The following is a 25,796-nucleotide window of genomic DNA, read 5'->3' as shown; positions in this document are numbered from 1 at the left end:
GTCTAAAAAAGTGCAGTGCTGTTGAGCTGGCCCGTCAGTAGCTGGCCGACAGGTTGAAATTGATGCGGCGCACGTGTTTGTGCGTGCGCGGGCCATCGCGCAGCGGATACGAAAAGTCGATGCGGCCGTTCAGGTAGCGCAGGAACTGGAAGCTGCTGCCCACACCCACGGACGCCAGGCCGAACAGGTCTTTCTGCTCGATCATCGGATCGCGCAGGCGCAGGCGCGCGCCATCGGCAAAGGCGAACAGGCGCCAGTTTTCCAGGCGGCTGAAATACGTCAGCTGGGGCGTGCGCCATTCGACGGTGCCGGACACGCCATAGTCGCCCGTCGCTTCGGCCGACAGGTAGCCGCGCACGGAATTGGCGCCGCCGGCCGCCATCTGCTCGCCCGACACGAGCGCCGCGTCGGCCAGCTGGCCCGACATGCGCCCGTGCAGCTGCGCGCCGCTGCCCAGGGTGTAAGTGGCGTTGGCGTCGCCCTTCAGCACGAGGAAGCTGGGCGAAGCCTTGTAGCGCTTGTTGTCGTAGGCGGCGCTGTCGCTGCCGTAGCCGAACGCGGCGCGCGTGCCGGCCACCAGCGACAGGCCCAGGCCGTACGTCGCCGCGTCCGTCTGCGCAAAGCCGTTATACGACACGCTCAGGGGCACGTACTTGAGCGGAATATTGCTGCCCGTGCCATTGAGCTTCAAGGCTTCCTGGTTATCCTTGAAATCGATGCCGGCAGAAAAGCTGTGCCACCAGATGCCGCTGTTGGGCACCGTGTAGTTGAGCTTCATGCCCAGCGCGTGGCCCTTGCCCAGCACGCTGGTGCCGCCCGTGCTGGCCACGTTGCTGTTCGACTGGTATCCCGTCGCTTCCACGCTCCAGCCCTGCGTGCCGATGGGCGCCACGTACGAGGCGGACCACACCTTGGTCTGGTTCAGGTCGCCCGGCGTGCCGAAAAAGCTGATGGTGGCGCTATGCCCCAGCTGCCACAGATTGTCGTGCCCCACCGACATGCTGGTGCGCAGCTTTTTCGTGTCGGCGCTGTAATCGTTGTTCAAGCCCACGCTGGCGCGCCACGGGCTGCTGTCCTCGACTTTCAAGTCCACGTCCATGGTGCCGGGCAGGCTGCCCTGCTTGACCAGCGGCATCACCTGGCGCTTGGGGCCGCGGTTCAAGGCCGTCAGTTCCACTTGCGCCTGGGTAAAGTCCGGCACCTTGCCTTCCGTCAGGGCCGGCACTTGCTGGCGCACATCGAGCGGCGAGTTGTATTGCGCGCCGACCACGCGCAAGCGCCCCACCTTCGTTTCGCTCACCTGCAGCACCACCACACCCTGCTCCACCTGCTGCTCCGGCAAGTCCACGTAGACGGACTGGTAGCCGCGCGCCTGATAGGCCGCAACGAGGGCGTCGCGCGCCCCTTCCACGTCCTTCAGGGTGCGGCCCGGCCCCAGGAAGGGCGTGACCGCCTCTTCGATGGCGCGCGCATCGAGCACGGTATTGCCGCGCACCAGGTATTCCTCGATCGTCACCTGCCGTTCCGGCGCGGCCACGGGAGCGGCCGCCGGGACCGCGTCCTGCGCGCGCGCCATGCCGGGCAGCGCCAGCATGGCCAGGCACAGCATCGTCAAGGCGGTTGCAGGCGCCGCTGGCGGCACGCCCCTGCCCTTGGTTGTCATTTCACGCATCTTCCATTCACCTTAAAATCAAACGGTTGCCCTGTGTTGCGGCGCTGGGCCGGCGTTTTTTTGTTGCTGATGTTCATCTACTGATGCCTAGACAGCCGCCGCGCGCGGCGACTGCCGAATGTCATCAAATGTTCATAAAACTCCGCTCAAGGCTGTAAACCGCGCCGCTCGTTCGGCGTGAGCGCCTGCAGCTGCGGCGCCGTCAAGGGCCCCGCCCCCAGCACCTGCACCACGCCGGCCGGCTGGTAGCTGGACGCCTGCGGCTCGCCCCCCTTGTGCTTGCCGACACCGTCCTCGTCCGCCTGCTCGTTGCCAAAGCCCAGCACCTTCACCGTGAACAGCGATGGCTGCGCCTGGCGGGTGGCGGCCCGTTCGCGCTGCAGCACGTCCTGCGCCGCCGTGACGGCTTGCGAGGCGGCCGCGCTGGCGTTGCTGAGCGCGCCCACGTTGACCGAGGCGATGGTTGGCACGCCCGTGGCCTTGCCCTGTACCTGGATGTTTTCCGCGTTGACCACCTGCAAGGCCGCCAGGTTGACGTTGCCCGACACGCGAATGCCCGCCTCGCCCGCGTCGATGCTGCCCAGCGGGGCGATCAGGTCGATGTCGCCGGGCGGCACCTCGGGGATCGGATTCAGGGTGGCGATGCCGGCGCCCGTGCTTGGCGTGCTCGGCGACAGGCTGACCAGGCCGATGCTGTCGTACGCGCGGCGCTGCGGCGTGTAGACGACGGTGGACTTGGTGCCGCGGCCCGCGTTGATGTCGCCCGTGGCCGACCAGGCCAGGATGTTGCCGCCGAAGGTGGTGAAGATGCGGCTCTGGCCCAGCAGGATGCTGTCTTTCGCATACATCTGGATGTCGCCCTGTCCCTGCGTTAGCACGCCCGAACCTTCGCCCGGCGCATAGCCGCCGTCGACGCCGATCAGCGCGCGCCCGCCCGGCACCGTGATGCCGATGTCGCCGCCGAAATCCGTGTGGATGCCGGCATCGTTGACGATCACGTGCGGCACGTTGACGGTCGGACGCCCCGCCTCGGCCCATTCCTGCGGACTCAGGTAGCGCACGCCCGCGACCGGCCGCTTGGTATAGATGCCGTCGTAGTCGTTGACCGTGTACAGCGCGCTGCTGAACATCGTCAGGTCGCCCTTGTACTCGATCTTCTTGCCCGCCTTGTCCTGCGCCGGGAACAGGGTGGCGATGGCTTCGCGGCCGCGCAGGTAGCTGCCGCGGCGCATGCCGTCCGGATCGTTGTATTCGCGCCCGGCCGCCTTCAGTTCGGCAAAGTAGACATTGCTCAGGTACACCTGCTGCTGTTCCTTCGGCAAGGCGGCAAAGAAGCTGCGCGCATCGGTGGCCGGGTCGTAACGGATGCCCAGGCCGCTGTCGCCACCAAAGCGCGTTGTCAGCCAGTTCACCAGGTGCAACTGGCTGACCTGCGCGTATTCGCGCGCCAGGTCGCGCCGCACGCCGCCCGTTTGCTGGCCGGCCTTTTCCAGTTCCACCTGTTTCGTGCCGAGGAAGGCGGCAGCGCCCGCCTCGTCGCCTTTGTAGCCGAACTGGCCGCGCAGCCAGTCGGCCAGGGTCAGCTTGCCGCCGTAGACATACACGGCGCTGCCGGCCTGGTCGGCCAGCGGACGGCCCGGGTCGGCCAGCTTGGCCGGGTCCAGGTAGCGCGCCGCGAAGGCCGCATAGTCGGGACCGTTGCGGCCCACGCCGGCGGCCACGCTGATGCCGGCGCCATTGCCCCGTTCGGCAGCGCCGACATTCACGATGGAACCGAGGCTGCGCAGCTCGCCCTTGTCGGCCATGTACAGGTCGCGTCCGGCGCTCACATTGAGCTGGCCGGGTCCCGCCACATAGAAGGTGCTGTAGCGGATATCACGCCCGGCGCTGACGACGGAAACGTCATCGGCATGGCGGTGCACGAACAGGTTGCCGCGCGCGGAAGAGCCGCCCGAGACGACCGGCTTGTCCGGAAAATCGGGCCGGCCGACAAAGGCCTGGCTGGTCCATCCCGCCGCGCCGTCCGGCACGCTCTCGACACTGCCGAGCGGCGTGCCCGAGTTGACGATATCGCGTCCGGCGCGCACGGCCACGGCGCCGCCGCCTTCGTACCACAGGCCCAACGCGCCGCTGACGCCCTTCAGGTTGCCCCGGTACACGATGCCGCCCGTGCGCAGACCGACGATGTCGCCGCTGTTGGCATAGAAATGCGCGGGCAGCTGGCCTGCCGGCACATAGTCGGACACCGTCGGCGGCGTCATGCTGAACAGCGGATACAGTTGTTGCCCGGCATCGCTGGCACCGTTCGGGGTCGAGCCGAACCATTTCAGCGCACCGGGCGCCAGCGCATTCGCGCTGACGTTGTGCAGCGGTAGCAGGCCGTACCAGACTTGATCCAGGGCGCCGATGAAGCCCGGATTGAACGGGTTCGGCAGCAGGCGCGGGTCGGCGCCCGATGGGGTGATCGGATAGCCGGCCGCATGGATGGAATCGGCGGCCAGCATTTCCAGCTGGCCCGTGCCCGTCTTGACAAATTGCGGCGCCACCGGCGACGGCGCCAGGATCACGCCGTTTTGCGGCATGTCCACCTTGCCGCCATCACCACCCAGCCTGCCCAGGCTGGCATTGCCGTAGTACAAGCTGCCGCTGGCGGCCACGGCGCGCAGCACGGACGGCATGACGAAGCGTGCATCCGTCGGCGCGTGGTTGTCGCCGATCGTCGCATTGATCCAGGACGAGGTGGGCGTCAAGTTGCCGCCCGCGCTGAACAGGTCGATGGCGGTGGCCGGCGTCCACAGCGAGAACCAGCTCCAGCCTTCGCCGGTGCGCGCCACGCCCTGGTAGTTGAACGGCGAACCGTTGCCCAGCTGCTTCACGCGGCCCGCATCGGCCGTGCCGCCCAGCACCAGGTCGCCGCGCGCATCGATGCGCACGCCGCTGTCGCCCGGCACCAGGACAGGTCCGCCGCTGGCAATCGCCGTGCCCGCCGTATAGGTTTCGTACGGCCGCGATTCCGTCGGATCGGCGCGGTCGAAACGCAGTTCGACGCCGCCTACGGCGCCCGCCTCCATGCGCAGCGCGCCACGCAGGTTGGTGAAAGTGCTGTTGAGCGTGGGATACTGGCGCTCGAAGCGCGTATCGGCATTCGCGAAGTCGCCGTTGCGGTCGAAACTGCGCACCGCGGCGACCGGATTGAGGCCGCCGCCGATGCGGATGTCGAGGTCGCCTCCGCCCGTCAGCAGCAACTTGCCGTCCGGCGTCACCCTGCCCGTGCTGCCCACGGCCACGTTCAGGCCCTGGCTGCGCGGCGCGAATTCGCCGGCCGGATCGGCGCGCGAGGTCAGCATGCCGGCGTCGCCGCCCGCCTGCAGCAGCACATTGCCGCCGCCCAGGGTGCCGATGCCCGTAAAGCCCGACAGCACCGGCAAACCGGCAAACAGGTCGGGACCTTCGGGGCGCGCGACGTAGGTGCCGAAATTGATCCACCACGCCGTCGGCACGCCCGCGCCCGTGCTGCCGCTGCCCTGGCGCCACAGCCAGCTGCCGATATCGCTGGTGTCCTGCTGCGCGTTGAGGAAGCCGATGGCATCCTCGCGGCGTTGCGTGGAGGTGCCCAGGGTATCGCCCTTGACGTCGCCCTGGGTGCGCAGCAGCAGATTGCCGCCGTGCTCGGGATACCAGGCGCGGTACAGGCTCTGGCTGCCGCCATCGACAAACGCTGTAAAGTCCTTGCCCAGCGCACCGAGTAACTGGCCCTTGGCGTTCAGGCCGCGCGGCAAGTTGAACAGATCCTTGCCATCGACCAGCGGCGAGGCCGACTGCGTGCCCGCCGTGTAGACGCCATACAGCGAACGCATGTCGAAGTCGCCCGCGGCCAGCAAGTCGAGGTCGCCCGTGCCCGTGCGCAGCACGCTGAACAGGGGCTGGCGCGCCGGCACCACAGTCGTCACGTAGTCGGGCGGCGTGCCGTCGGCCACCTTGATCACCAGGTAGCCATAGCTTTCCAGCATGTTTGCCTCGTCGCCAAACCAGCTGATGTCAACCTCGCCTTCCGGCCATCCTTCGGCAATCGCCGCCTCGCTGAAGATATATTTGTTTGGCAGACCCGTGCCCGGCACGACGGATTTCACCGTGCCCATGCCGTAATGCGTATCGGCCAGCATCAGATGCGCGTCCTTCGCATGCGGCCGCAGCGCGCGCGTGTCGGCCGCGGCCGTATCGGCGCCGCCCACCAGGCGCAGCGACCACGCTTGCGAACCCTGGGCCAGCATGGGCGCCAGCGCCAGGTTGCGGCCCTGGCTGCCGCTGCCATCCTCGCTGCGCAGCGCCACCATGGTCGCGTCGCCAGGCAGCTTGACCAGCGTGCCGGCTGGCAGCACGCTGCCCTTGTCCAGCGCCAGCGCGGAGGCCAGCACCACGCCATTGATGGAATTGACGCTATCGCCCGTGTCGCGCGGTTGGCCTTCCGGGAAGGGCAAGGCCACATTCGCCGGCCACACCATGGCCGCCACCTTGGCCGCGCCAGGCAGGCGCAGGCCGGCATCGAGCTGCATGCCGCTCGATAAGGTCAGCGCCTTGGGCAAGACGGTGCCGGCCGCGTACAGCACGCTGCCGTCGGCATTGCGCACGGCGCCGCCCAGCACGCTGCCTGCAGGTAAGTTCAACTCCGCAGTCAAGGTGGCGCGCGCCGCCAGCAAGGTGCCGCTGCGCAACTCCATGGCTTTCATCGGCACGGCGAAATTGACGCTCGTGCCCGATTTGAAATACGTGTCCTCGGCCAGGGTCACCAGGCCCGCTTGCGGCACGACGACCTCGCCGCCCCACGGCAGCCGGCCCTTCACCAGCTGCCAGCCCTTGTCATCGACCGTGACGGGCAGCTTGCTGGTATCGAAACCATCGGTGATGCTGCCAAAGACGCTGAGCTTGCCACCGGCGCGCAGCACCAGCGCACCGGCCTCGCCCGAGCCGTACACGCCGCTCAGGCGCGCCAGCGGATTGACGCCGTCGTAGCGGTGGCCGGACAGGTCGATGTCGCCATCGACATGCAGGTCGCCGCCCGGCGTGGCGCTGACGATCTCGACGCCGGGGCGCAGGTGGAAGGCGTTGGCATCGCCGCGCAAGCCGCGCAATTTGTTGTTCATCAAGTTGCCGTTCGCCAGCGCATTGACCATGAAGGCCTGGCTGTCCCCGTGCTTCTCGTCCAGGTAAGCCTGATTGATGCTCTGGTAGCTGCGGCCGTCCGCATCCTTGCCGGCGCCGGCCGGGGCATCCTTGTATTGCCAGAAGGCGTTGACGTTGATCGTACGCGCGCCGGCGATGTTCAGCGCGCCGGCCGCGTCGATGTCGATATCGTCGCCCGTGGCGCCGCCGAGGCGGCGCGCATTCAGGTCGATGCTGCCATAGTTGCCGCCGCCTTTGCCTGCCTCGCCGCTGCGCAGGTCGAAGCGCGCGCCGTTTTCCAGGGTCAGGCGGCCGCCAGGCGACGCCAGTTCGATCACGGCGCGGTTCGGCGCCTCGATCGCCTGGCCATAGCTGTCCGTGCGCAGCACCGTGCCGTGCGCATCGAGCACGGCGCCCGATTGGAGGGTCACGCCGTCGCGGCCGGCCAGGCGGATGCTGCCCACCTGTTCGCCGCTGGCGTCGATGCGGCCGTTCACCGTCAGGCTGCCGCCATCGACGGAGACGCTCACTTCGCGCGCCTTGAGCTCGTCGCCGATGGTCAAATTGCCCTGCTTGAGCTGGAAGCTGCGGCTGCCGTACACCTTGCCCGTGTTCAGGCGCTGGTTCAGGCCGGCGAAGTCGCCGATCCGCTGGGCGCGGATGTCCGCGCCGCCTGCCGCATAGCCTACCTGGGTGCCGCCCGCGTCATAGCTGCCGCTGGCGCCGCCCAGCAAGGTGCCGCGCAAATCGACGCTGCCGGCAGCGTCACCGGTGGCTGTCGCGCTCAGCTTGCCGGCGCGGTTGTTCACGGCCGAGACGTCGATCACGGAAGCGGCCGCCTGGCGCACATCGCCTTCGCGGCTGTCGAGGATCACGTCGCCGCCCCAGCTGTACTTGCTCGTGTCGTAGAAATCGATCTTGCGGCCCGCCAGGTCCAGCTTGGCCTTGTCGCCCAGCAGCACATCGCGCTCGGCCGACAGGGTCAATTTTCCGCTTGGCAAGACCACCGACGTATCCACGCTGACATTGTTGCCGCTCAGCGCCACTTCAGCGCCCAGGGCGCCGGCCAGCGCCGCATTCGTCGGCGGGGCGGCGGCCGCGCCTGCCGGTGCGCTCACCTTCAGGTCGCCGCCCGCCGTGATGCGGTTGACGGAGCCGGCCGCGCCCGTCAGCAGCGGCGTATTGATCAGCAAATCGCCGCCGCTGTAGCGGTAGCCATTGGTGGCCGTATCCCACGCGCTTTGCGACTGGTAGACGGACAGGCTGCCCTTGTTGTTGGCCGTCAGCTGTTCGCTGGCGTTGAGCGCCACCTGGCCGAAGCCCAGCACCAGGCGATCCAGCTTGTGGATGGTGTCGGGACGGCTGTCCGGCGTGAAGCCGAATTCGATGCGCTTGGCATCGACCTGCAGGCGACCGCTGCCCGTGCCGGGGCCATTGGCCACCACGGCGCCAGGCGCATTCGTCGCGCCCTGCCACACGAGGGTGTCCGTGTGGATGCGCGCCAGCGCGTCCGTGCCGCCATAGCCGTAGATGGCCGGCGTATTGAGCACCAGGCGCGACAGTGACGACTTGCCGGTGGCCGCATCGATGGTCGACAGCTGCGACGAATCATAGAAGTTGAAGGAATTGCGCGCCGTCAAACCCAGGTTTTCCAGCGCCGGTGCACCCGTGCTGGTGTCGCCGCGCAGCAGGCGGTCGAGCACGCCCTGGTTCAGCGCCAGGCCGTCCGGCAGGGCGCCGCGGGCGCTGGCGTCCGCCAGGGACGCCTCGCTGCCGACATTGATCGCCCCCATCGCCAGCACCAGGTTGCGCGTGCCGTAGTGCACGTTGTCGCGCAGGGTAAACGCGCGCTCCGTCACGGCGGCGATGGTGCCCTCGGAATACAGCGCGGTGCTGCCGCTGCAGGCGCCGCCCGCCTTCGTGCAGGCGCCGATATCGATGATGCCCGGGCCATACGATTCGGACGACGGCGCTGCGGCCGGCAGCATGTCCAGCCAGCCGTTCGAGACGGCCAGCACGCTGCCCATGGGCAGGTACGCATAGCCGTCGCGCGAGTCCCAGGCCGCCTTGCCGCGGCCCAGCGTATTGATGCCGGAACCCTGCTCGAGGATGATGCCGTCGTCTTTTCTCGCCGTCACCAGGAACACTTCGGCCGCCTTCAGCACGGCGCCGTCGCGCAGCACGATGCCGCCCGCCGATTCCTTGATGGCGGCGATATTGGCGCGCTGATTGCTGCCCGTGCCAAATTCGCTGTAGGTCACGCGCGGCAAGCCGCCGATGCCCACGCGCTGGGCGCCGAAGGCATTGATCTGCGAGGCATGCACGGAGACGCCATTGAAATCGGCCAGCGGCGCCGTGCCGTCGGCCAGCACTTCGTAGCGGGTCGAGACATGGTTTCCCGTGCCCAGCAGAAGGGAGCCGCCGAAGCCGCCCTCGGCCGGCGTGTACAGGGCGCTGCCATCCATCATCAATGGCGTATGGTTATTCTCGACGCTGTGCAGGGACGGAGCGATCAGTTGCAGCCGCACGCCCTTGGCGTCGCGTTCTAGCATGGCGCGCGGCACGCCGTCGCGCGTGGCCTGCGCCATGGCGAAGGCGGCATAGCCCGTTTCATTGTATTGCGAATAGCTGCGCAGCACGTCGGCCGGCGTCAGGATGGCTTGCTGCGCCACCACGTCGCGGAACGCCGTGCCCGCCACGCCCGTCTGCGCCGCCGTGGCAAACGAGCCATTGCGCATGGCGATCGTGCCGCCTGTCTCGACAGCGCCGGCCAGGCCATTCAATTCCACGCGGAAAGCACCGGGCAGCAGGGCGTAATTCGATGGCAGCAGGGTGTAGGTGCCGGCCGCCAGGCCGGGCACGCCCGCGCCGATGGTGATCTGGCGTCCCACGGCGGGCTTGCCCGCGCCCTGCTCGGCCGTCAAGGGCGCCACGTCCGGCTGGACGCCGGGAATGATGGCGTACACGGGATTGGTGTTCAGGCCGGGCAGGGTGAAGCCGCCGTTCGGCTTCATCTGCACCAGCGGGTTGAGGCGCGCGTCGGTGGAGCCGCCGCGTCCGGCCAGGAAGGCCGCGCCCGTCAAGGTGCCGCCGCCAGACAGGTCGAGCACGGCGCCGGCCTGCACGTCGACGGCGGCGCCCGTCAAGGCGATCTCGGGACCGTTGCCCACGCCCTTGAACACGACGTCGTTGCCGTCATACAGGTAGCTCAAGCCATCGAGCGTGCCGCCGTACGGCATCGTCAAGCCTTTCGCACTGACGGACGTCAGGCTGCCCGGCAACAGGTTGACATGGCCCGTATTGGCTTCATAGCCTTCGGCGCCCAGGTTGATCTGGCCCAGCGGCGCGCGCAGCACGCCGTGCTGGTTGATGGTGGGGGCAACCAGGCTCAGGCTGCCAAACACGGAGAACGGCTGGTTCGGCGTGGCGCTGCCGGCGCTGCGCCCGATATCGAGCGTGCGCAGCGGATCGAGCGTGACGCGGATATTCCCGTATTCGTCGATGGCGCTTCTCTGGCCCACCGTGACCATGCCGCTGTCACCCGTGGCCGGGTAGATCTGCGCAGCCACCAGGGTGGCATTGCCCGGCTGGTACAGGGCGGCGCTGTTCGACAGGCGCATGTCGCCGCGGCTGTTGAGGGTCAGCTGCTCGAAGGCATCGCGTTCGACCACCAGGTCGGCGCCGCTGCTCTGCGCGATGGTGCCGCGCGTGCCCATGTTGACCTCGCCCGCGATATCGAGCATGCCCGCATCGATCTGCAGCAGGGAATCCTCGGCCACCAGCGGCACGCCCAGCATGCCGCGTCCCCTGCCCAGGTTTTTCGAGCCTTTCACGGCATTGGGCACGATGTAGTCATCCTTCTGCGCACGCACGGCCGTGCCCAGGCGCACGTACGGCGCCGCCAGGCGCACCTGGCTGGCAAGGCTGCTCGCCTTGTCCTGGCCATCGGGCAAAGGCTGCTGCGCCAGCCCCAGCGAGGTGGCGCTCAGGCGCAGGCTCTGGCCCAGCGACAGGTTGACGTCGCCGTCAAAACTGAGCATGCCATTCACATGCAGGGCCAGGTTGTCAAAGCCGCCGGCCTGCACGCGGTCGGCCCCCAGGCGCGCGCTGCCATAGCACAGCGCCGCATCCTGCTGGCCGGCGCGCAAGTCGACGGGCAAGGCGCTCTCGCCCTGCACCTGCGCCAGCAGCATTTCGCGCGGCACGCGCACCGCGTTGTCCACGTTGCCGCCTTGCAAGTTGTAGCGGTCGACCTTGCCATAATTGGGCGTGTCCAGCGCCAGCGCCAGGGTGCCGCCGGCCGCACCGGCGCCTCCGGCCGCGGCGCGCAGGGTGCCGTCGGCAAAGATGCCGTTGTACGAACTGAGCGAAATCAAACCGCCGTTGCCCGCCACGTTGACGGCGCCCTGGTTCGGCAAGTCCAGTGCGGCTTGCGCGCCGCTGGCGTCGAGCAGGGCGCCAGGACGCACGACGACGAAGGCATCGGCCGCGTCGACGCTGGCGGCGTCAGCCTTGTAGCGGGCGCCGATTTCGATGCTGCCGCCCTGGTCCGCACGGCCATAGCGACCGCCGCGCATGTCGGTGGCGACCGTGGCGCGCCCCGCCACGTCCAGCACGGCCTTGTCGCCGATCCAGATCGACGTCGCTTGCCCCTTGCCGTTCGGCAGGTCCACATCATTGCCCGTGCCAAACGTGCCTGGCAGGACGGCGATCTTGCCGCCCCAGGCGTCGAGGCGGCCATCGACGGTGATCTGGTCATTGCCCGTCAGGCTGATCTGGCGGCCCGGATCGACCTGGATGACGGCGCCCTGGGCCACCGCCAGGACGCCTTTCACGTGCGGGCTGCCGGCCGTCAGCGACAGGTTGGCGCCGGCGCGCTGCGTCAGGCGGGCCTTGCGCGCGTCTTCCTGGTACAGCTCCGGCGTCCACAGTTCCAGCGCGGCGCCAGGATCGGTGCCGCCCGCCACCGTATGGCCCGTGGCGGGATTGAAGCGCAGCACCGGCATCCTGACATCGATATGCGCATCCTTGACCACCGCGACGCCATCGCGGCCCGTGATGGCGTAGTCGGCAAAACCGCTCTGGAACAGGCTCGCGTCCAGCGCCAGCAGCGGCTTGACGGCCGCGTCGCGCCCCAGCACGATGCCGGCCGGCAGCACCAGACCAGGCGGCGCGCGCAATTCTTCGGTGGCGATGCTGCCCGCCGCGTACCGCGTCGTCACCGGTACGATAGGCAAGCCCTGCGGAAAGGCCGCCGCCGACACCACGAAGCCGGCATTCAGGCCATTGATGACCGTCAGCACGCTGCCGGCTGGAACGGTGGAGCCCTCCCTGACATACGTCGCGTTGTTGATGACGACGTGCGCGCCAGGCGGCAACAGCAGGTCGGCCCCCAGGACCAGCGGTTTTTGCACCGACACATCCACCACCACGGGTTTGCTCAAGGCCTGGCCCGGCTTGATCACGCTGGTGGTCAAGGTGAAAGCCAGGGGGATCGTCTCGCCCTTGGCGATCAGCAATTCATCGGCCAGGCGCAGGCTCACGGGGGCGCTGCTGCCGCCTGGCAGCACGTCGCCACCCTGCAGCGTGCCGCCGATGCTGACGGCCGCGCCGCTGTCGATCACCAGGCGTCCGCCGCCTTTCACGCCATGGCCGCGCAATTCGCCGTCGAGCTTGAGCATGGCGCCGGTCGGGGCCTTCTCCGTCGGCAGATCGACCGCCAGGGTGATGTCGCCGCCGCGCCCGCCTTGCAGGCTGCCATTGCCCATCAGGGCCGCGCCGGACGAGACGTCGATGACGCTGCCGCGCGTCAGGTCGATGCCGCCCGAGCTTTTCAGGCTGACCTTGCCCCCATTGATATACGGCAAGCCGGCGACCGCGCCCGGCTCGAGTTCCAGGTTGCTCCACAGGCCGCGCGCATCGAGGCGCACGCCGGGCGCCACGCGCACGCCGGCCGTTCCCGTGGGACGGTTGTCCGGCACCAGCTTGCCATCGGCCCATACCGCCCCCGCATTCGCCAGGTAGCGCGAGATGATGTCGCCGGCGGCGATGCTGCCGCCGCGCGCGCTCACGTTCGCTTTCAGCGCCACGTCGGTGGCGTGCAGGGCGATGTCGCCGCCATCGGCCACGCGCACGTCGGCATTGACGTCGAGCTTGTCGTAGGCGTAGATATTCAGCGCGCCCAATTCCAGCCCGTTGAGCCAGTCGGCATCGAGCTGCAAGGCCTGGCTGCGCGCGGCCGGCAAGGCAGCGTCCAGCAGCTGGCCATCGGCGATACCGGCCACCTTGCCGATTTGCACCTTGTCCAGCACGGCTTGCGGGCTGTCGCGCAGCTGACCCGTCTTGGTATCGAAGACGGGTGTCATTTTACCCACGATCAGCTGACCGGCGCGCGCCGCCGATGTCTGCGCCTGCTTGTAGCTATCGATGCCGTCGTCGCGCTTGCGCTGCTGGCGCTCGCCCTGGAACACGGACGTATCGATATCGCCTTCCAGCACGGCCGCGCCCGTGGAAACGATCAGGCGGCCCGCATCGCGGCCCACCGTATAGCCGTTTTCCAGGCGTTCGCGCGGACCGATCAAGGCATTCGCAAAGGTTTCCGTCGTGTTCGCGCCCCAGCGCGCATGCGTGCTTTCATGGCCGCGGTACAAGCCCGTGTACAGGTTGTCGCCGGGCGCCGTGCTCAGTTTATACATCGCGCCATCAGCGCCCTTCAGCCACGTCTGCTTGACCATGCCCGTCTGCACGTCGAGCGAGCCGCCGGCGATATTGATGCGCGAACCGGCCTGCGTCACCACTTCGCCGCCGCCAAAGCCGACGGTGCCGCCCTGGGCCGCCCATTCACCGATGCCGTGGCCGCTGGTGTTCAGGTAGCCGCTCACTTCCAGCAAGCCGCCGGCCGTGTACCAGCGGTCCGTGGCGTAGCCATTCGTGCCGGCCGGCACCAGCACCAGGTCGCGGCGGTCGACCCACACATCGCTGTTGTTGAGGTATTTGGCGTCGCGGCTGCCGGGCGCGTCGCGCTGCTCGTTGCCCTGCACGTTGATCAGCACATTGTTGCTGCTCATGTCGACCTTCACGCCGACGGCGCCGGAGACGTCGATGACGGCGTCGCGCGCCACATGGCTGCGGCGGGCCGCGTCGACCAGCACCTGGCCGCCCGTGGCCAGGGTCAGCGAATCGCCTTCGAACTCCACATTGCCGGCCGAAACGATGCGCACCAGCGACTGGTCGCGCCGGTCCTGCGGCGTGTCCGTTCCCTTGCCCGTATCTTTCAGCAAGGTGTCGCGCTGCACATCGAGCGCCGTGGCGCCGTTATCGTCGATGACAATGGCGCTGACGCTGCCGCGTCCCATGGTGACCTTGGCATCCTCGCCCGCCGCCGCCAGGTGGATGGCGCCGCGTCCGTTGACGGAGGTGCTCGACAGCAGCACGCCGTCCTGGCGCAGCGTGTTGCCGCTTAGCGTGATGTCGCCGCCGGCCGACTGGATCACCCCGCAGTTGACGACGGCGCCGGCGTCGCTGCCGGCCGCGCGCAGCATCCCGACTTCATTGCCGCGCGTGCTCGCATACTGGTTCTTGTCCGTGCCCTGGCCCGGACGCACGACGATGGCGTCGCCGGCGGCCAGGATGGTCTGGCCATTCGGCGTGGTGATGGCGCCCGCATTGTCGACGCCGCGGCCGGCCAGCAGCACATAGCCGCCGCCCTCCGTCACCGTCTGCGGCTTGCGCGTGTCGATGCGCGCGCCGGCGGCGACGACGACATCGGCCTCGGCCTTGCCATGCTTGAAGGTATTCTGGTCCAGCAACAAGTCATTCGCAAAGGTCGGCACGGCGCCCGTGCCCTGCACCTTGCCGTACAGGCCGCTCTTGAACTGGCTGTCGCTCATGCCCATGGCGGCCGCCGCCAGATTGCGCGTGTCGACCTGGCTGCTGCCCGTAAACACGATGCCGTTGCGGTTGACGATCATCACCGTGCCGTCGGCCTTGATCTGGCCCTGGATCTGGCTGGGGCGCGCCAGCGGATCATTGACGCGGTTCAACACGGCCCAGTTCGATTTCTGGTCGAACTGCAAGGTGGTGTTCTTGCCGACGTTAAAACTTTCCCAGTTCAGTATCGCCTTGTCGTCCGTCTGCACGACCTTCACGACGGTCTTGCCGTCGGCCTGGGTCTGCACCGGCCCCTGGGCATTGAGCCAGCCGGCCGTCAGGCTGTTGCTGTCGACCTGCAAGCCGCCCTTGACCAGGCCATCGGGAGCGCCGCCCGCCGCCAGCGCCGCCTGGCGCGCGGCCGCCTGCAGCGCCTGCTCGGCGGCGATGCCGCGCGCGGCCTGCAACAGGTTATTCAGCGATTGCTGCAGCTTGCCTTCGGCCTTCTGCTGCTGCAGCAAAGGATTGTTCAGCGAGGTGACCGGCTGGCCATTCGGCAAGCGTCCCGTGCTGGCGGCCGTGCCCTGCTGCGCGCCCTTGCCGGCGAACCAGGCGCCGCTGAACGGCTGCTGCGCCTGCGCGCCGCCCGCCTGCAGTAGCATGGCGATGGCCAGCGCCAGCGGTTTCAGGCGCACCGGGCGTCCGGCCTGACTGCCCGCCATGGCGGAGGAGGATGCGTGTTTCGTGACCGACTTGCTTCGCTGCATGGCGACATTCCCTTTTCATGTTCCGTTGCTGACCGATATCGCGAAGCGGCGCGCGGCACGCACGGGGCGGGCGGCAGGCACTGATTCGCGGCTTCCAGCAGCATTGACAGGGAACAAGGTCCGGGACTGCAAAAGGTCATGAAAATGTCATAATTGGCGGCATGCCATCGGCGTGCATCGCTAGCCGAACAGCACGATGCCGCCCGGCAACCGCGTTACGCGCGCACCATACGCATCCTGGATCAGGGCGATCACGTCATCGAGGCGGTCGAGCGAAAAACTCGCTTGCACGCGCGTGTGTTTCAAGGCGTCGCCATTGAGGATCAGCTTGCCGGGACGGTAGCGGTTCACCTCGTCCACCACCTCGGCCAGGGTGCTTTGCTTGAACACCAGCAGCCGGTGGCGCCATGCGCTGACGTCGCTTTTTGCCACCGCGCGCGCGATGCCGAAATGCTCGGGCCGGTAACGCAGCTGCTGGCCGGCCGCCAGCTCCGCATCGTTGCCGGCCTGCGCCACGCGCAAGCGGCCCGCCAGGCACGTCACGCACACTTCCTGGCCGAACAGGCGGATATTGAAGCGGGCGCTGCCGGCCGACACCGTGCCGTCGCCCGCCTGCACGCGCACCCGCGCCGCGCCGCGCAGGCCGGCCTGGAATTCCGCCTCGCCCGCCAGCAGCACCAGCGACGCGGCGCCGTCCTGCACGGGCGCCGCGTCGAGGCGCGTCTGCGTATTCATCTGCACCAGCACGCCGCCATCGAGCGCCACTTCGCGCTGCTCGCCCGTGCCCGTGGCGTAGTCGGCGGCCAGGCCCGCCACGGCCGGCCACAGGTCCGCCGGCGGGCGCAGCACCAGCAAGCCCAGCGAGGCCGCCACGGCGCCACCGAGCCAGGCGCGCCGCGCCGTATTCACTGGCGCCTGCGCCCGCTTGACGGCGCGCGCGGCCGGCGCCATGGCGCTCCACACGGCGCGCGCCTCGGCAAACGCCGTCGCATGTCTGCGGCTGCGCGCGCACCAGTGGCGAAACACTTGCGCATCGCGCTCGCTGACCTGGCCCGAGGCCAGGCGCACGACCCATGCCTGCGCTTCCTTCTGGATGACACCCATGTCGTCTTCCGCTTGTTCAATCATGATGTTTAGACGTTTTTCCCGCCCCGGGACCGAAGCGCTGGATGAAATCGCGTCCCATGCGCTCGCAGCAATGTTCGAGGCCGGCGCGCAATTCCTTCTCCACCGTGCGGGCGGAAATGCCGAAGCGCTCCGCGATGTCGCGGTGCGGCAACTGGTCGACGCGGGCGGCGATGACGATGGCGCGCCGGCGTTTCGGCAACTCCTGCAAGGCCCGCTCCAGTTCTTCCAGTTCGGCGCGCGCGCTGAAGGTGCGGGCCGGGTCGGCCAGCTCGTCGGCCATCTCGTACAAGTCGTCGATATCGGGCAGGCTGAGCAGGCGCGCATTGTCGCGGCGTTGATCTTCCGCAATGTTGATGGCGATGCGCATCAGATACGCGGACGGATAGCTGATCGCTTCAGGCGCGGTCATCTTTTCCACTCTTAAATATGTTTCATGCAGCGCGTCGTTGGCCAGGTCTTCCGAGCCCAGGCGGCGCTGCAGGTGGCGGCGAAACTGTCCATAGCGTTCCAGGAACAGCTTGCGCAAGGTGGCTTTCAGCAAATCCGACATGCTCAAGTCGCTCCGGCCGACAGGTAGGGCGCGCAATCGGCAGCTGGGTCGGGCCGCGGCGTCAGTAAGATCGTCAGCGGCTGCGGCAAGCCCGCCGGCGGCGCGCCATCCATCAGCAGGCTGCGCAAGCGCTGCAGCACGGCGCGGTCGCGCTGTTCCACGCCGCTCGCTTCGAGCACGTGCACGTCGCGCACCTTGCCCCGTTCATCGAGCCACAGCTGGAAGGCCAGGCGGTAGCGGCCGAAGGCGTCCGGATGCAAGCGGCACAGGGCGCGCGTGAGCGAGCGCTGCAGGATGACCGCATAGCCCTGCAACGGTGGCGCGGCAGGAGCGGCCTCGGCCGACACGGGCGCCGGCGCCAATGGGGCGTCGGCCAGCGCCAGCAAGGTAAACGCATTGCTGCCGCTGAAGCGCGCGCCCAGCTGCGTGCCGACGAGCAAACGCTGCAGCGCTTCGGCCGGCGTGTAGTCGCCGCGCACGGGCGAGGCCACTCTGCCGGCCGCCAGCTGGCTGCTGACGAGCACGGAATACCCGGTCACTTCGCCAAACGCCACCAGGGCCGCATCGAGCGGCTGGGCGGGCAAGTCGAAGCGCAGGGTGGCGTGCGCGCTGGCATCAGCGCCATCCGCACTGGCAGCGGGCCGCGCGAATGTCATGAATGTCATCAATGTCATCAGCAAGCAGGCGGACAGGGCATTGCCCGTTGCGGCGCGGCGGTGGCTTAGTGTCATTTTCCAGGGGAATCAACGAAAAATCCTGCTCATGAAGTGTCTTGACTGCAATGTTGTCTGCAGAATGGCAGGATGGTAGCTTCATAAAATGACAACTGCATGACATGGCGCCAGCCCGCATCCCGGCCTGTGTCATCGCCGCGACACATGACCTTGCTATGCTGGCCGCTTATTCACCGCTCCGGGAGCCGCCATGGCACGCCTGTTATCACTGTTGCTCTTGATCTGCGCCGCCTTGCCCGCGCAGGCGGACGAGCATACCGTCGTCGTGCAGGCCGCCGCGCCGCAGAAGGGCTGCGTGGAAGTGGAAGTCAATGGCCGGCGCGCGCAGTCGATGTCTTGCTTGAATGAAAAATTATTGCCGAATAGCAACACCGTGAACCGGCCGCCGCCCGCCCTGTCCGGCGCCGAAGCGATCTTGCAGCGGCCATCGAACCAACTGGGGCTGTACAACCGCGCCGCCCTCGAACACCGCATGGGCAATGCCTTTGGCAAATCCGTCACGCCGCAGAGACCGCCAACTCCCGCGCCCGCCAGCCCGCTGCTGCCCGCCCGCTAGGCCGCTTGTCAACGCACAGTCCATTTGCGCTGTCAAGATTGCGCAATCGCGCCGATTGCGTATCATTCCAGGCTTGATCGCTCTGGAAACAACCATGCTGCCCACTATCGAACAACGTCTTGCCCTTGAACTTGCCGCCAAACCGGTGCAGGTTGCCGCCGCCATCGAACTGCTCGACGAAGGCGCCACCGTGCCCTTCATCGCCCGTTACCGCAAGGAAGCGACCGGTGGCCTCGACGATATCCAGTTGCGCCTGCTCGAAGAGCGTTTGCGCTACCTGCGCGAACTGGAAGAGCGGCGCGCCGCCATCGTGGCGTCGATCACGGAACAGAACAAGATGACGCCCGAGCTGCTCGACGCCGTCATGCACGCGGAAGACAAGACGCGCCTGGAAGATTTGTATCTGCCGTACAAGCAGAAGCGCCGCACGAAGGCGCAGATCGCCATCGAAGCGGGCCTGATGCCGCTGGCCGACGGCTTGCTGGAAAACCCGGAACTGACGCCGGAAATGGAAGCGGGCAAGTTCCTGCGCGAGGCGTTTACGAGTGCCGACGGCAACAACCCTGGCGTGGCCGACACCAAGGCGGCCCTCGACGGCGCGCGCCAGATTCTGATGGAACGTTTCGCCGAAGACGCGACCTTGCTGCAAACCTTGCGCGAATACGTGCAGGAACACGGCATCGTGGAATCGAAAGTGGTGGAAGGCAAGCAGGACGAAGGCGAAAAATTCGCCGATTATTTCGATTACTCGGAAACCATTTCCACCGTCCCCTCGCACCGCGCGCTGGCGCTGCTGCGCGGCCGCCGCGAAGGCATCCTCGACGTCACCCTGCGCCTGGACACGGAAGTGGAAAAACCGAAATGGGATGCGCCGCATAATCCGTGCGAAGGCCGCATCGCCGCCCGCTTCGGCATCAAGCAACAGGGCCGCCCGGCCGACAAATGGCTGGCCGACACGGCGCGCTGGACCTGGCGCGTGAAAAGCTTCATGCACCTGGAAACGGAACTGATGGGCGCGCTGCGCGAACGCTCGGAACTCGACGCCATCAACGTGTTTGCCACCAACCTGAAAGCGCTGCTGCTGGCCGCGCCGGCCGGCCAGCGCGCCACCATGGGCCTCGATCCTGGCCTGCGCACGGGCGTCAAGGTCGCCGTGGTCGACGCCACCGGCAAAGTGGTCGACACGGCCGTGATCTACCCGCACCAGCCGAAGAACGACTGGGATGGTTCGCTGCATACTCTGGGCCGCCTGGCCGCCAAGCACAATGTGTCGCTCATTTCCATCGGCAACGGCACGGCCTCGCGCGAGACGGATAAACTGGCGCAGGATTTGATCAAGCAGCACCCGGAAGCGAAGATGACGAAGATCGTCGTCTCGGAAGCGGGCGCGTCGGTGTATTCGGCGTCCGAATTCGCCTCGAAAGAGTTGCCGGACATGGATGTGTCGCTGCGCGGCGCCGTGTCGATCGCCCGCCGCCTGCAAGACCCGCTGGCCGAGCTGGTCAAGATCGACCCGAAATCGATCGGCGTGGGGCAGTACCAGCACGACGTGAGCCAAAGCCAGCTGGCACGCTCGCTCGATGCCGTGGTGGAAGATTGCGTGAACGCCGTGGGCGTGGACGTGAACACGGCGTCGGCGCCGCTGCTGGCGCGCGTCTCCGGCCTGTCGGCCAGCGTGGCGCAAAGCATCGTCACCTACCGCGACATGAAGGGCGCGTTCACCTCGCGCGCGGCCTTGAAGGCCGTACCGCGCCTGGGCGACAAGACCTACGAGCAGGCGGCGGGCTTCCTGCGCGTGATGGGCGGCGAGAACCCGCTGGACGCCTCGGCCGTCCACCCGGAATCGTACCCGCTGGTGGAAAAGATCCTGGCCGATATCAAGAAGGATATCAAGGCCGTCATCGGCGAAACGGCGCTGCTGAAAACCTTGAGCCCGGCAAAATATGCGGATGAAACGTTTGGCGTGCCGACCATTTCCGACATTTTGAAGGAACTGGAAAAGCCGGGCCGCGACCCGCGTCCGGAATTCACGACGGCCACCTTCAAGGAAGGCGTGGAAGAAATCCGCGACCTGCGCCCGGACATGATTCTCGAAGGCGTCGTCACCAACGTGGCCGCCTTTGGCGCCTTCGTCGACATCGGCGTGCACCAGGATGGCCTCGTGCATATCTCGGCTCTGTCGAACACCTTCGTCAAGGACCCGCACACGGTGGTCAAAGCCGGGCAAGTCGTGCGCGTCAAAGTGCTGGAAGTCGATGAAAAACGCAAGCGCATCGCGCTGACCATGCGTTTGACGGACAGCGCACCGCAGGCGGGCAGCAAACCGGAGCAGCGTGGCGACCGCAACGACCGCCGCAGCATGGCGCAGCACCAGTCGCAGTCGCGCAACGCGCCCGAGCCGGCCGGCAGCATGGCCGCCGCCTTCGCCAAGCTGCGCGGTTAAGCCCGTGGCCGCCGGGCAGGACATCACCATCCTGGCGGCGGACGCGGCCGGCCCGGATGCGCAGCTGCTGCTCGACGCATTGTCGGACGCGCTGCTGCGCATCAATGGCGACAGTGGCCGCTCCTCCTTCGACGTGGAAGCGGCCACGCCGCGCGGCGGCTTTTATATTGCCCGCGATGGCGCCGGTGAACTGCTGGGCTGCGCCGCCCTGCGGCCGCTGGGCGAGCCGGACAGCACCACGGCGGAGCTCAAGCGCATGTATGCGCGCCCGGGCAGCAATGGCGTGGGCGCGGCCCTGCTGGCCCATGTGGAGGCGCAGGCGCGCCGGCATGGCTACCGGGCCCTGCACCTGTCCACCCGCGTGGCCAATGCCCGCGCCGTGGCGTTTTATGCCAAACACGGCTATGCACCAGTCATTGCCTGGGGCAAATACGTGGGCGCGGCACAATCGACCTGCCTGGGCAAGTCCTTATAAGCGTTAACGTGGCTGACTTGCCCGATTTATGACCTGAGCGCATACCCGTGCCGTCGTTTTCTTATAAAATGACGGCATCTATTTATTTACCCATCAGAGGCAGCTATGAGCGACGTACAAACCTGGATCAAAGAAACCGTGACGAACACGCCAGTCGTGCTGTTCATGAAGGGCACGGCCCAGTTCCCGCAGTGCGGCTTTTCCGGCCGCGCCATCCAGATCCTGAAAGCGTGCGGCGTGGAAAACATCGCCACCGTCAACGTGCTGGATGACCCGGAAGTTCGCCAAGGCATCAAGGATTACTCGAACTGGCCAACCATTCCGCAGCTGTATGTCAAAGGCGAGTTCATCGGTGGTTCCGATATCATGAATGAAATGTTTGAATCGGGCGAACTGAAGTCCCTGCTCGATGCCTGATAGCCAAACGCAGCGGCCGCGCCGTGTCGTCGTGGCCATCACGGGCGCCACGGGCGCCGTGTATGGCTTGCGGCTGCTGCAATTGCTCGGCGCCATCCCCGGCGTCGAGACGCATCTGGTCCTGTCCGATGCCGCTATTTTGACCCTGCACCAGGAAACGGGCGTAGGGCGCAAGGACATCGAAGCGCAGGCGCACGTGGTGCACAAGCTGCGCGACATCGGCGCGAGCATCGCCAGCGGTTCGTTTCAATCGGATGGCATGGTCGTCGCGCCGTGCTCGATGAAGACCCTGGCGGCCGTCGCGCACGGCTTGTCGGATAATCTGATCACGCGGGCCGCCGACGTGGTGCTCAAGGAGCGCCGCCGCCTGATCCTGATGGTGCGCGAAACGCCGTTCAACCTGGCGCACCTGCGCAACATGACCGCCGTGACCGAAATGGGCGGCATCATCTTCCCCCCACTACCCAGCTTCTATCACCACCCGCAGAGCATCGCGGAGATGGTCGACCATACGGTGGCGCGCGTCATCGACCTGCTCGGCATCGAGCACAGCCTGGCACCGCGGTGGAATGGTCTTAAAGCGTCAGAAACCTGACATCACCAACGCAATCAACTTATAAGCGGGGAAACCCCTACCAAGTCACGATGCCTGACAAAAGCGTAGCGAGCGGAAGGAAGAGCTAGTCGAGAAGCGCAACCGTACTCTAGTACGGTGAGCATCGCAGGCTAGCTATGCCGACGCGCAGTAGCTTTGGTCAAGCATCCACCACTAGCGTTTTTCGAACTGCATGGCGCTGGCCTGCTTCAAATCCCTGGCTTCTTCAACCATCCTGCGGTGGGCGATCCGTTTGCGCATCACTTCCGCATGTTGCGCGGCAGTCATGGGGGGCACGGTCATCAAGTCCTTCAGCTGCGCGGTATTGCTGTAGTTACTTTTCATAAGACGGCTCAAATGCTCGGCTCCGTAGTGGATGAACTGGCTGCTTCTGATGTGATTATGCGCTGGTATTGGCCGCTGCGCCGCTGCGTACGGGATTATTCTCAAATAATTCCGCTGCAGCGCAACATGCGAGGTCTTATTGTGCGGCAAAATCATGTCTCCAGTATGACGCTGCGCAAATAAAAGGACAGGGGAGCGCCGTCAGCGTAAGGCGGACGGCGCCGGCCGGGGGCGGGCCTGAATGCTTACTTTTGGTAGTTGACTCTCACCAGCATGCGAATAAATTCTCGCGCGATTTGACGATGATGTTCATCTAATCTTTGCAAATCGGCAATTAATTTGACATCGGCGGACTCAAAGCGCGATAAAGCGCTACCCGCTTCGCCATTCGGCGTGGCGCTTTCCGGGCCGCCAAAACGCAACCATTCGGCCGGAACGCCCAACCATTGGGCAATCATGCGCAATTTCTCTTGCGTGGGAATTGCTTCACCTACTAACCATTTCCTAGCTGCATGCACAGTAATCGGGCGTCCGTCGAAACGGATATTGAATTCCCGGGCCAGTCTGGTCGGGCTGTCTGGAGAGTAATGGGCGTTTTTGAGAGCCAACTGAAGTCGCTGGCTGAAGCTTTCGCGTTCGTTAGAAGAATTCATAGGTGTACTATTTCATGTTGTAACATGAAAGTCAGTTTCTTGAATGACCATACAAAATGTTACATTTGAAAAGAGTATCAATTAACAATTAACACTCCGGCCGGGCTTTTGAGGTCAAAAAGTGGGCCGAATTTTCTCTTGCGATTCTGCGTGGCTTCGGGTCAAATTCGCGGCTAGCCTTGATTTTCGCACTGCAGCACGATTCAAAGCCTCGGTTTGGCATTACAACGTACGGTATCGGATAATGCCCTCCTCTACCGAGATACGCAATGCCTATGCCATACAATTTCTTGTAGACAAAGTTTTCAGAAGGGCCATTTTGTTTTCAATATGGAAACGACATGAACAACGTGCTCATAATGAAACGTTGTTTTTTGATCGTACCCACCAGAAAGAATCAGCGCCCAAAAATTTTACTGCCATCGCAGCGAAAAGAATGTCGCCGTTATGCCAGGAAAGCTCTTTTTGGTGTCATCTTGGCCACCAACTCTCGATCTTAAGCGCGTTTGTGCAAGAAGAATCAATTTATTTTCAGTAATTGTTGTCTGATTCGCCAAATTCTCCCTTCACGCCTTCTTTTTTCTTTGTTGCAGCACGGGCAGGGCACGCTACAATAGTATTGACGTTGACGTAAACGGCACTTTGCCACCACCTGCCTCGCCGCCCCCATCTGACGACCGACCACCCATGCAACCGACACCGCCCGCCCCCATGACGACCTATACCATTACCGAACTGGCGCGGGAATTCGACATCACGGCGCGCGCCATCCGTTTCTATGAAGACCAGGGCTTGCTCAGCCCGAAACGCGAAGGCGCGGGCGGGCGCAGCCGCGTCTACACGCCGCGCGACCGCACCCGATTGAAACTGACCCTACGCGGCAAGCGCCTGGGCCTGGCACTGTCGGAGATCAAGAGCCTGGTCGACATGTACGAGTCGCCGAAGGATACGCGCGCGCAGATGGACCGCTTCCTGGGCGTGCTGGCGCAGCACCGGCAGACCCTGGAGCAGCAGCGCATCGATATCGAAATGGCGCTGGCGGAAATCAGCGCGCATGAGGACGCCTGCGCGCGCATGCTGGCGGACCTGAACCTTGATCAGGCGCAAGCCAACTAGGCATCGATGCGGCGGCGCTTGCCGCGCACATCACTTGACGTTTACGTAAACGTCACAACTGAGTATCATAGCTTTACTGACCCGGCATCCATGACCGCCACACATATAACGACGAGGACGACATGCTCCATCTCCCAGGCTTGACCTTTGACCACGGCGAAGACATCGCCTCCCTGCGCGAAGCGATCCAACAATTCGCCGCCGCGGAAATCGCTCCGCGCGCGGCCGACATCGACCGCACGGACCAGTTCCCCATGGACCTGTGGCGCAAGATGGGCGACATGGGCTTGCTCGGCATCACCGTCAGCGAAGAATACGGCGGCGCCGGCATGGGCTACCTGGCGCACATCATCGCGATGGAAGAGATTTCGCGCGCCTCGGCCTCCGTCGGCCTGTCCTACGGCGCCCACTCGAACCTGTGCGTGAACCAGATCAAGCGCAACGGCACGGCCGAGCAAAAAGCCAAATACCTGCCAAAGCTGATCACGGGCGAGCACATCGGCGCCCTGGCCATGTCGGAACCGAACGCGGGCTCGGACGTCGTCAGCATGAAGCTGCGCGCCGACTTCAAGGGCGACCGCTGGGTCTTGAACGGCACCAAGATGTGGATCACCAATGGCCCCGACGCGGACGTGCTGGTGGTGTACGCGAAAAACGACCTGGAAGCGGGTCCGCGCGGCATGACGGCGTTCCTGATCGAAAAGAATTTCAAGGGCTTTTCCATCGCGCAAAAACTCGACAAGCTGGGCATGCGCGGCTCGCACACGGGCGAACTGGTCTTCCAGGATTGCGAAGTGCCGGCCGAAAACGTGCTGGGCGGCCTGGGCAAGGGCGTCAACGTGCTGATGTCGGGCCTCGATTTCGAGCGCACCGTGCTGTCCGGCGGCCCGCTGGGCATCATGCAGGCGTGCATGGACCTGGTCGTGCCTTACGTACATGATCGCAAGCAATTCGGCCAGCCCATCGGCGAATTCCAATTGATGCAGGGAAAACTGGCCGACATGTATTCGACCATGATGGCGTGCAAGGCCTATGTGTATGCGGTAGGCCAGGCTTGCGACCGCGCCACCACGCCGGAAGCCGTGCGCCAGTTGCGCAAGGATGCGGCCGGCGCCATTCTGTATAGTGCGGAAAAGGCGACGTGGATGGCAGGTGAAGCGATCCAGGCCCTGGGCGGCAACGGCTACATCAACGAGTTTCCGGCCGGCCGCCTGTGGCGCGATGCCAAGCTGTATGAAATCGGCGCCGGGACCAGCGAAATCCGCCGCATGCTGATAGGCCGCGAACTGTTTGCGGAAACCAAGTAAGCACGGGCG

General features: G+C 65.9%; 14 protein-coding genes. 8 read left to right on the top strand and 6 right to left on the bottom strand.

The window, feature by feature from the left end; genetic code table 11:
• Positions 1-34: 34 nt before the first annotated feature.
• The 5 genes from ACQ4W4_RS22090 to ACQ4W4_RS22070 all read right to left on the bottom strand — a co-directional run bounded on the left by ACQ4W4_RS22090 (position 35) and on the right by ACQ4W4_RS22070 (position 17,811).
• Positions 35-1,672, bottom strand: a complete 1,638-nt coding sequence (locus ACQ4W4_RS22090) for a ShlB/FhaC/HecB family hemolysin secretion/activation protein (RefSeq protein WP_436543790.1) — start codon at positions 1,670-1,672, stop codon at positions 35-37.
• A 146-nt stretch (positions 1,673-1,818) separates the two neighbouring features.
• A complete protein-coding gene (locus ACQ4W4_RS22085) occupies positions 1,819-15,468 on the bottom strand; it encodes a filamentous hemagglutinin family protein (RefSeq protein ID WP_436543789.1) in 13,650 nt (4,549 codons plus the stop codon).
• Between the two features lie 180 nt (positions 15,469-15,648).
• A complete protein-coding gene (locus ACQ4W4_RS22080) occupies positions 15,649-16,596 on the bottom strand; it encodes a FecR family protein (protein WP_436543788.1) in 948 nt (315 codons plus the stop codon).
• A complete protein-coding gene (locus tag ACQ4W4_RS22075) occupies positions 16,589-17,146 on the bottom strand; it encodes an RNA polymerase sigma factor (protein WP_070221741.1) in 558 nt (185 codons plus the stop codon). Before ACQ4W4_RS22075 ends, ACQ4W4_RS22080 begins: the two co-directional genes overlap by 8 nt.
• Before the next feature lie 2 nt (positions 17,147-17,148).
• The gene (locus tag ACQ4W4_RS22070) at positions 17,149-17,811 is read right to left on the bottom strand and encodes a secretin and TonB N-terminal domain-containing protein (protein ID WP_436543787.1); all 663 of its coding nucleotides are present in this window, start codon (positions 17,809-17,811) and stop codon (positions 17,149-17,151) included.
• Positions 17,812-18,070: 259 nt separating this feature from the next.
• Here ACQ4W4_RS22070 and ACQ4W4_RS22065 point away from each other — a divergent pair, with 259 nt between their 5' ends.
• The 6 genes from ACQ4W4_RS22065 to ACQ4W4_RS22040 all read left to right on the top strand — a co-directional run bounded on the left by ACQ4W4_RS22065 (position 18,071) and on the right by ACQ4W4_RS22040 (position 22,894).
• A complete protein-coding gene (locus ACQ4W4_RS22065) occupies positions 18,071-18,436 on the top strand; it encodes a hypothetical protein (protein ID WP_436543786.1) in 366 nt (121 codons plus the stop codon).
• 94 nt (positions 18,437-18,530) lie between these two features.
• Entirely contained in the window at positions 18,531-20,879 is a 2,349-nt protein-coding gene (locus ACQ4W4_RS22060) for a Tex family protein (protein ID WP_436543785.1), read from the top strand.
• A 4-nt stretch (positions 20,880-20,883) separates the two neighbouring features.
• A complete protein-coding gene (locus ACQ4W4_RS22055) occupies positions 20,884-21,354 on the top strand; it encodes a GNAT family N-acetyltransferase (RefSeq protein WP_436543784.1) in 471 nt (156 codons plus the stop codon).
• Between the two features lie 105 nt (positions 21,355-21,459).
• The gene (gene grxD, locus ACQ4W4_RS22050; RefSeq protein WP_034753766.1) at positions 21,460-21,771 is read left to right on the top strand and encodes a Grx4 family monothiol glutaredoxin; all 312 of its coding nucleotides are present in this window, start codon (positions 21,460-21,462) and stop codon (positions 21,769-21,771) included.
• Entirely contained in the window at positions 21,764-22,366 is a 603-nt protein-coding gene (locus ACQ4W4_RS22045) for a UbiX family flavin prenyltransferase (RefSeq protein WP_436543783.1), read from the top strand. Before grxD ends, ACQ4W4_RS22045 begins: the two co-directional genes overlap by 8 nt.
• 156 nt (positions 22,367-22,522) lie before the next feature.
• Positions 22,523-22,894: a hypothetical protein gene (locus ACQ4W4_RS22040; protein ID WP_436543857.1), complete on the top strand. Its 372-nt coding sequence runs from the start codon at positions 22,523-22,525 to the stop codon at positions 22,892-22,894.
• A gap of 62 nt (positions 22,895-22,956) precedes the next feature.
• On the opposite strand, the gene ACQ4W4_RS22035 is transcribed toward ACQ4W4_RS22040, so the two are convergent.
• Positions 22,957-23,364: a hypothetical protein gene (locus tag ACQ4W4_RS22035; RefSeq protein WP_034753756.1), complete on the bottom strand. Its 408-nt coding sequence runs from the start codon at positions 23,362-23,364 to the stop codon at positions 22,957-22,959.
• A gap of 711 nt (positions 23,365-24,075) precedes the next feature.
• Between ACQ4W4_RS22035 and ACQ4W4_RS22030 the strand changes: the two genes are divergently transcribed.
• Together ACQ4W4_RS22030 and ACQ4W4_RS22025 are read left to right on the top strand one after the other, a co-directional pair.
• Positions 24,076-24,480: a MerR family transcriptional regulator gene (locus ACQ4W4_RS22030; protein ID WP_099761464.1), complete on the top strand. Its 405-nt coding sequence runs from the start codon at positions 24,076-24,078 to the stop codon at positions 24,478-24,480.
• A gap of 122 nt (positions 24,481-24,602) precedes the next feature.
• Positions 24,603-25,787, top strand: coding sequence for an isovaleryl-CoA dehydrogenase (locus ACQ4W4_RS22025; RefSeq protein WP_076569510.1), 1,185 nt, complete (start codon positions 24,603-24,605; stop codon positions 25,785-25,787).
• The last annotated feature ends 9 nt before the right edge of the window (positions 25,788-25,796 follow it).

Source organism: Janthinobacterium glycogeni, from assembly GCF_051380725.1.
GTDB lineage: Bacteria > Pseudomonadota > Gammaproteobacteria > Burkholderiales > Burkholderiaceae_D > Janthinobacterium.
This window is presented reverse-complemented; position numbering and strand designations above follow the sequence as displayed.

Bases quoted from the DNA above. Each gene is read 5' to 3' on its own strand.
- ACQ4W4_RS22060 (WP_436543785.1), top strand. From the start codon at position 18,531: ATGCTGCCCACTATCGAACAACGTCTTGCCCTTGAACTTGCCGCCAAA.
- ACQ4W4_RS22035 (WP_034753756.1), bottom strand. From the start codon at position 23,364: ATGAATTCTTCTAACGAACGCGAAAGCTTCAGCCAGCGACTTCAGTTG.
- ACQ4W4_RS22075 (WP_070221741.1), bottom strand. From the start codon at position 17,146: ATGTCGGATTTGCTGAAAGCCACCTTGCGCAAGCTGTTCCTGGAACGC.
- ACQ4W4_RS22025 (WP_076569510.1), top strand. From the start codon at position 24,603: ATGCTCCATCTCCCAGGCTTGACCTTTGACCACGGCGAAGACATCGCC.
- ACQ4W4_RS22045 (WP_436543783.1), top strand. From the start codon at position 21,764: ATGCCTGATAGCCAAACGCAGCGGCCGCGCCGTGTCGTCGTGGCCATC.
- ACQ4W4_RS22070 (WP_436543787.1), bottom strand. From the start codon at position 17,811: ATGACATTCATGACATTCGCGCGGCCCGCTGCCAGTGCGGATGGCGCT.
- ACQ4W4_RS22085 (WP_436543789.1), bottom strand. From the start codon at position 15,468: ATGCAGCGAAGCAAGTCGGTCACGAAACACGCATCCTCCTCCGCCATG.
- ACQ4W4_RS22065 (WP_436543786.1), top strand. From the start codon at position 18,071: ATGGCACGCCTGTTATCACTGTTGCTCTTGATCTGCGCCGCCTTGCCC.
- grxD (WP_034753766.1), top strand. From the start codon at position 21,460: ATGAGCGACGTACAAACCTGGATCAAAGAAACCGTGACGAACACGCCA.
- ACQ4W4_RS22080 (WP_436543788.1), bottom strand. From the start codon at position 16,596: ATGATTGAACAAGCGGAAGACGACATGGGTGTCATCCAGAAGGAAGCG.
- ACQ4W4_RS22090 (WP_436543790.1), bottom strand. From the start codon at position 1,672: ATGCGTGAAATGACAACCAAGGGCAGGGGCGTGCCGCCAGCGGCGCCT.
- ACQ4W4_RS22030 (WP_099761464.1), top strand. From the start codon at position 24,076: ATGACGACCTATACCATTACCGAACTGGCGCGGGAATTCGACATCACG.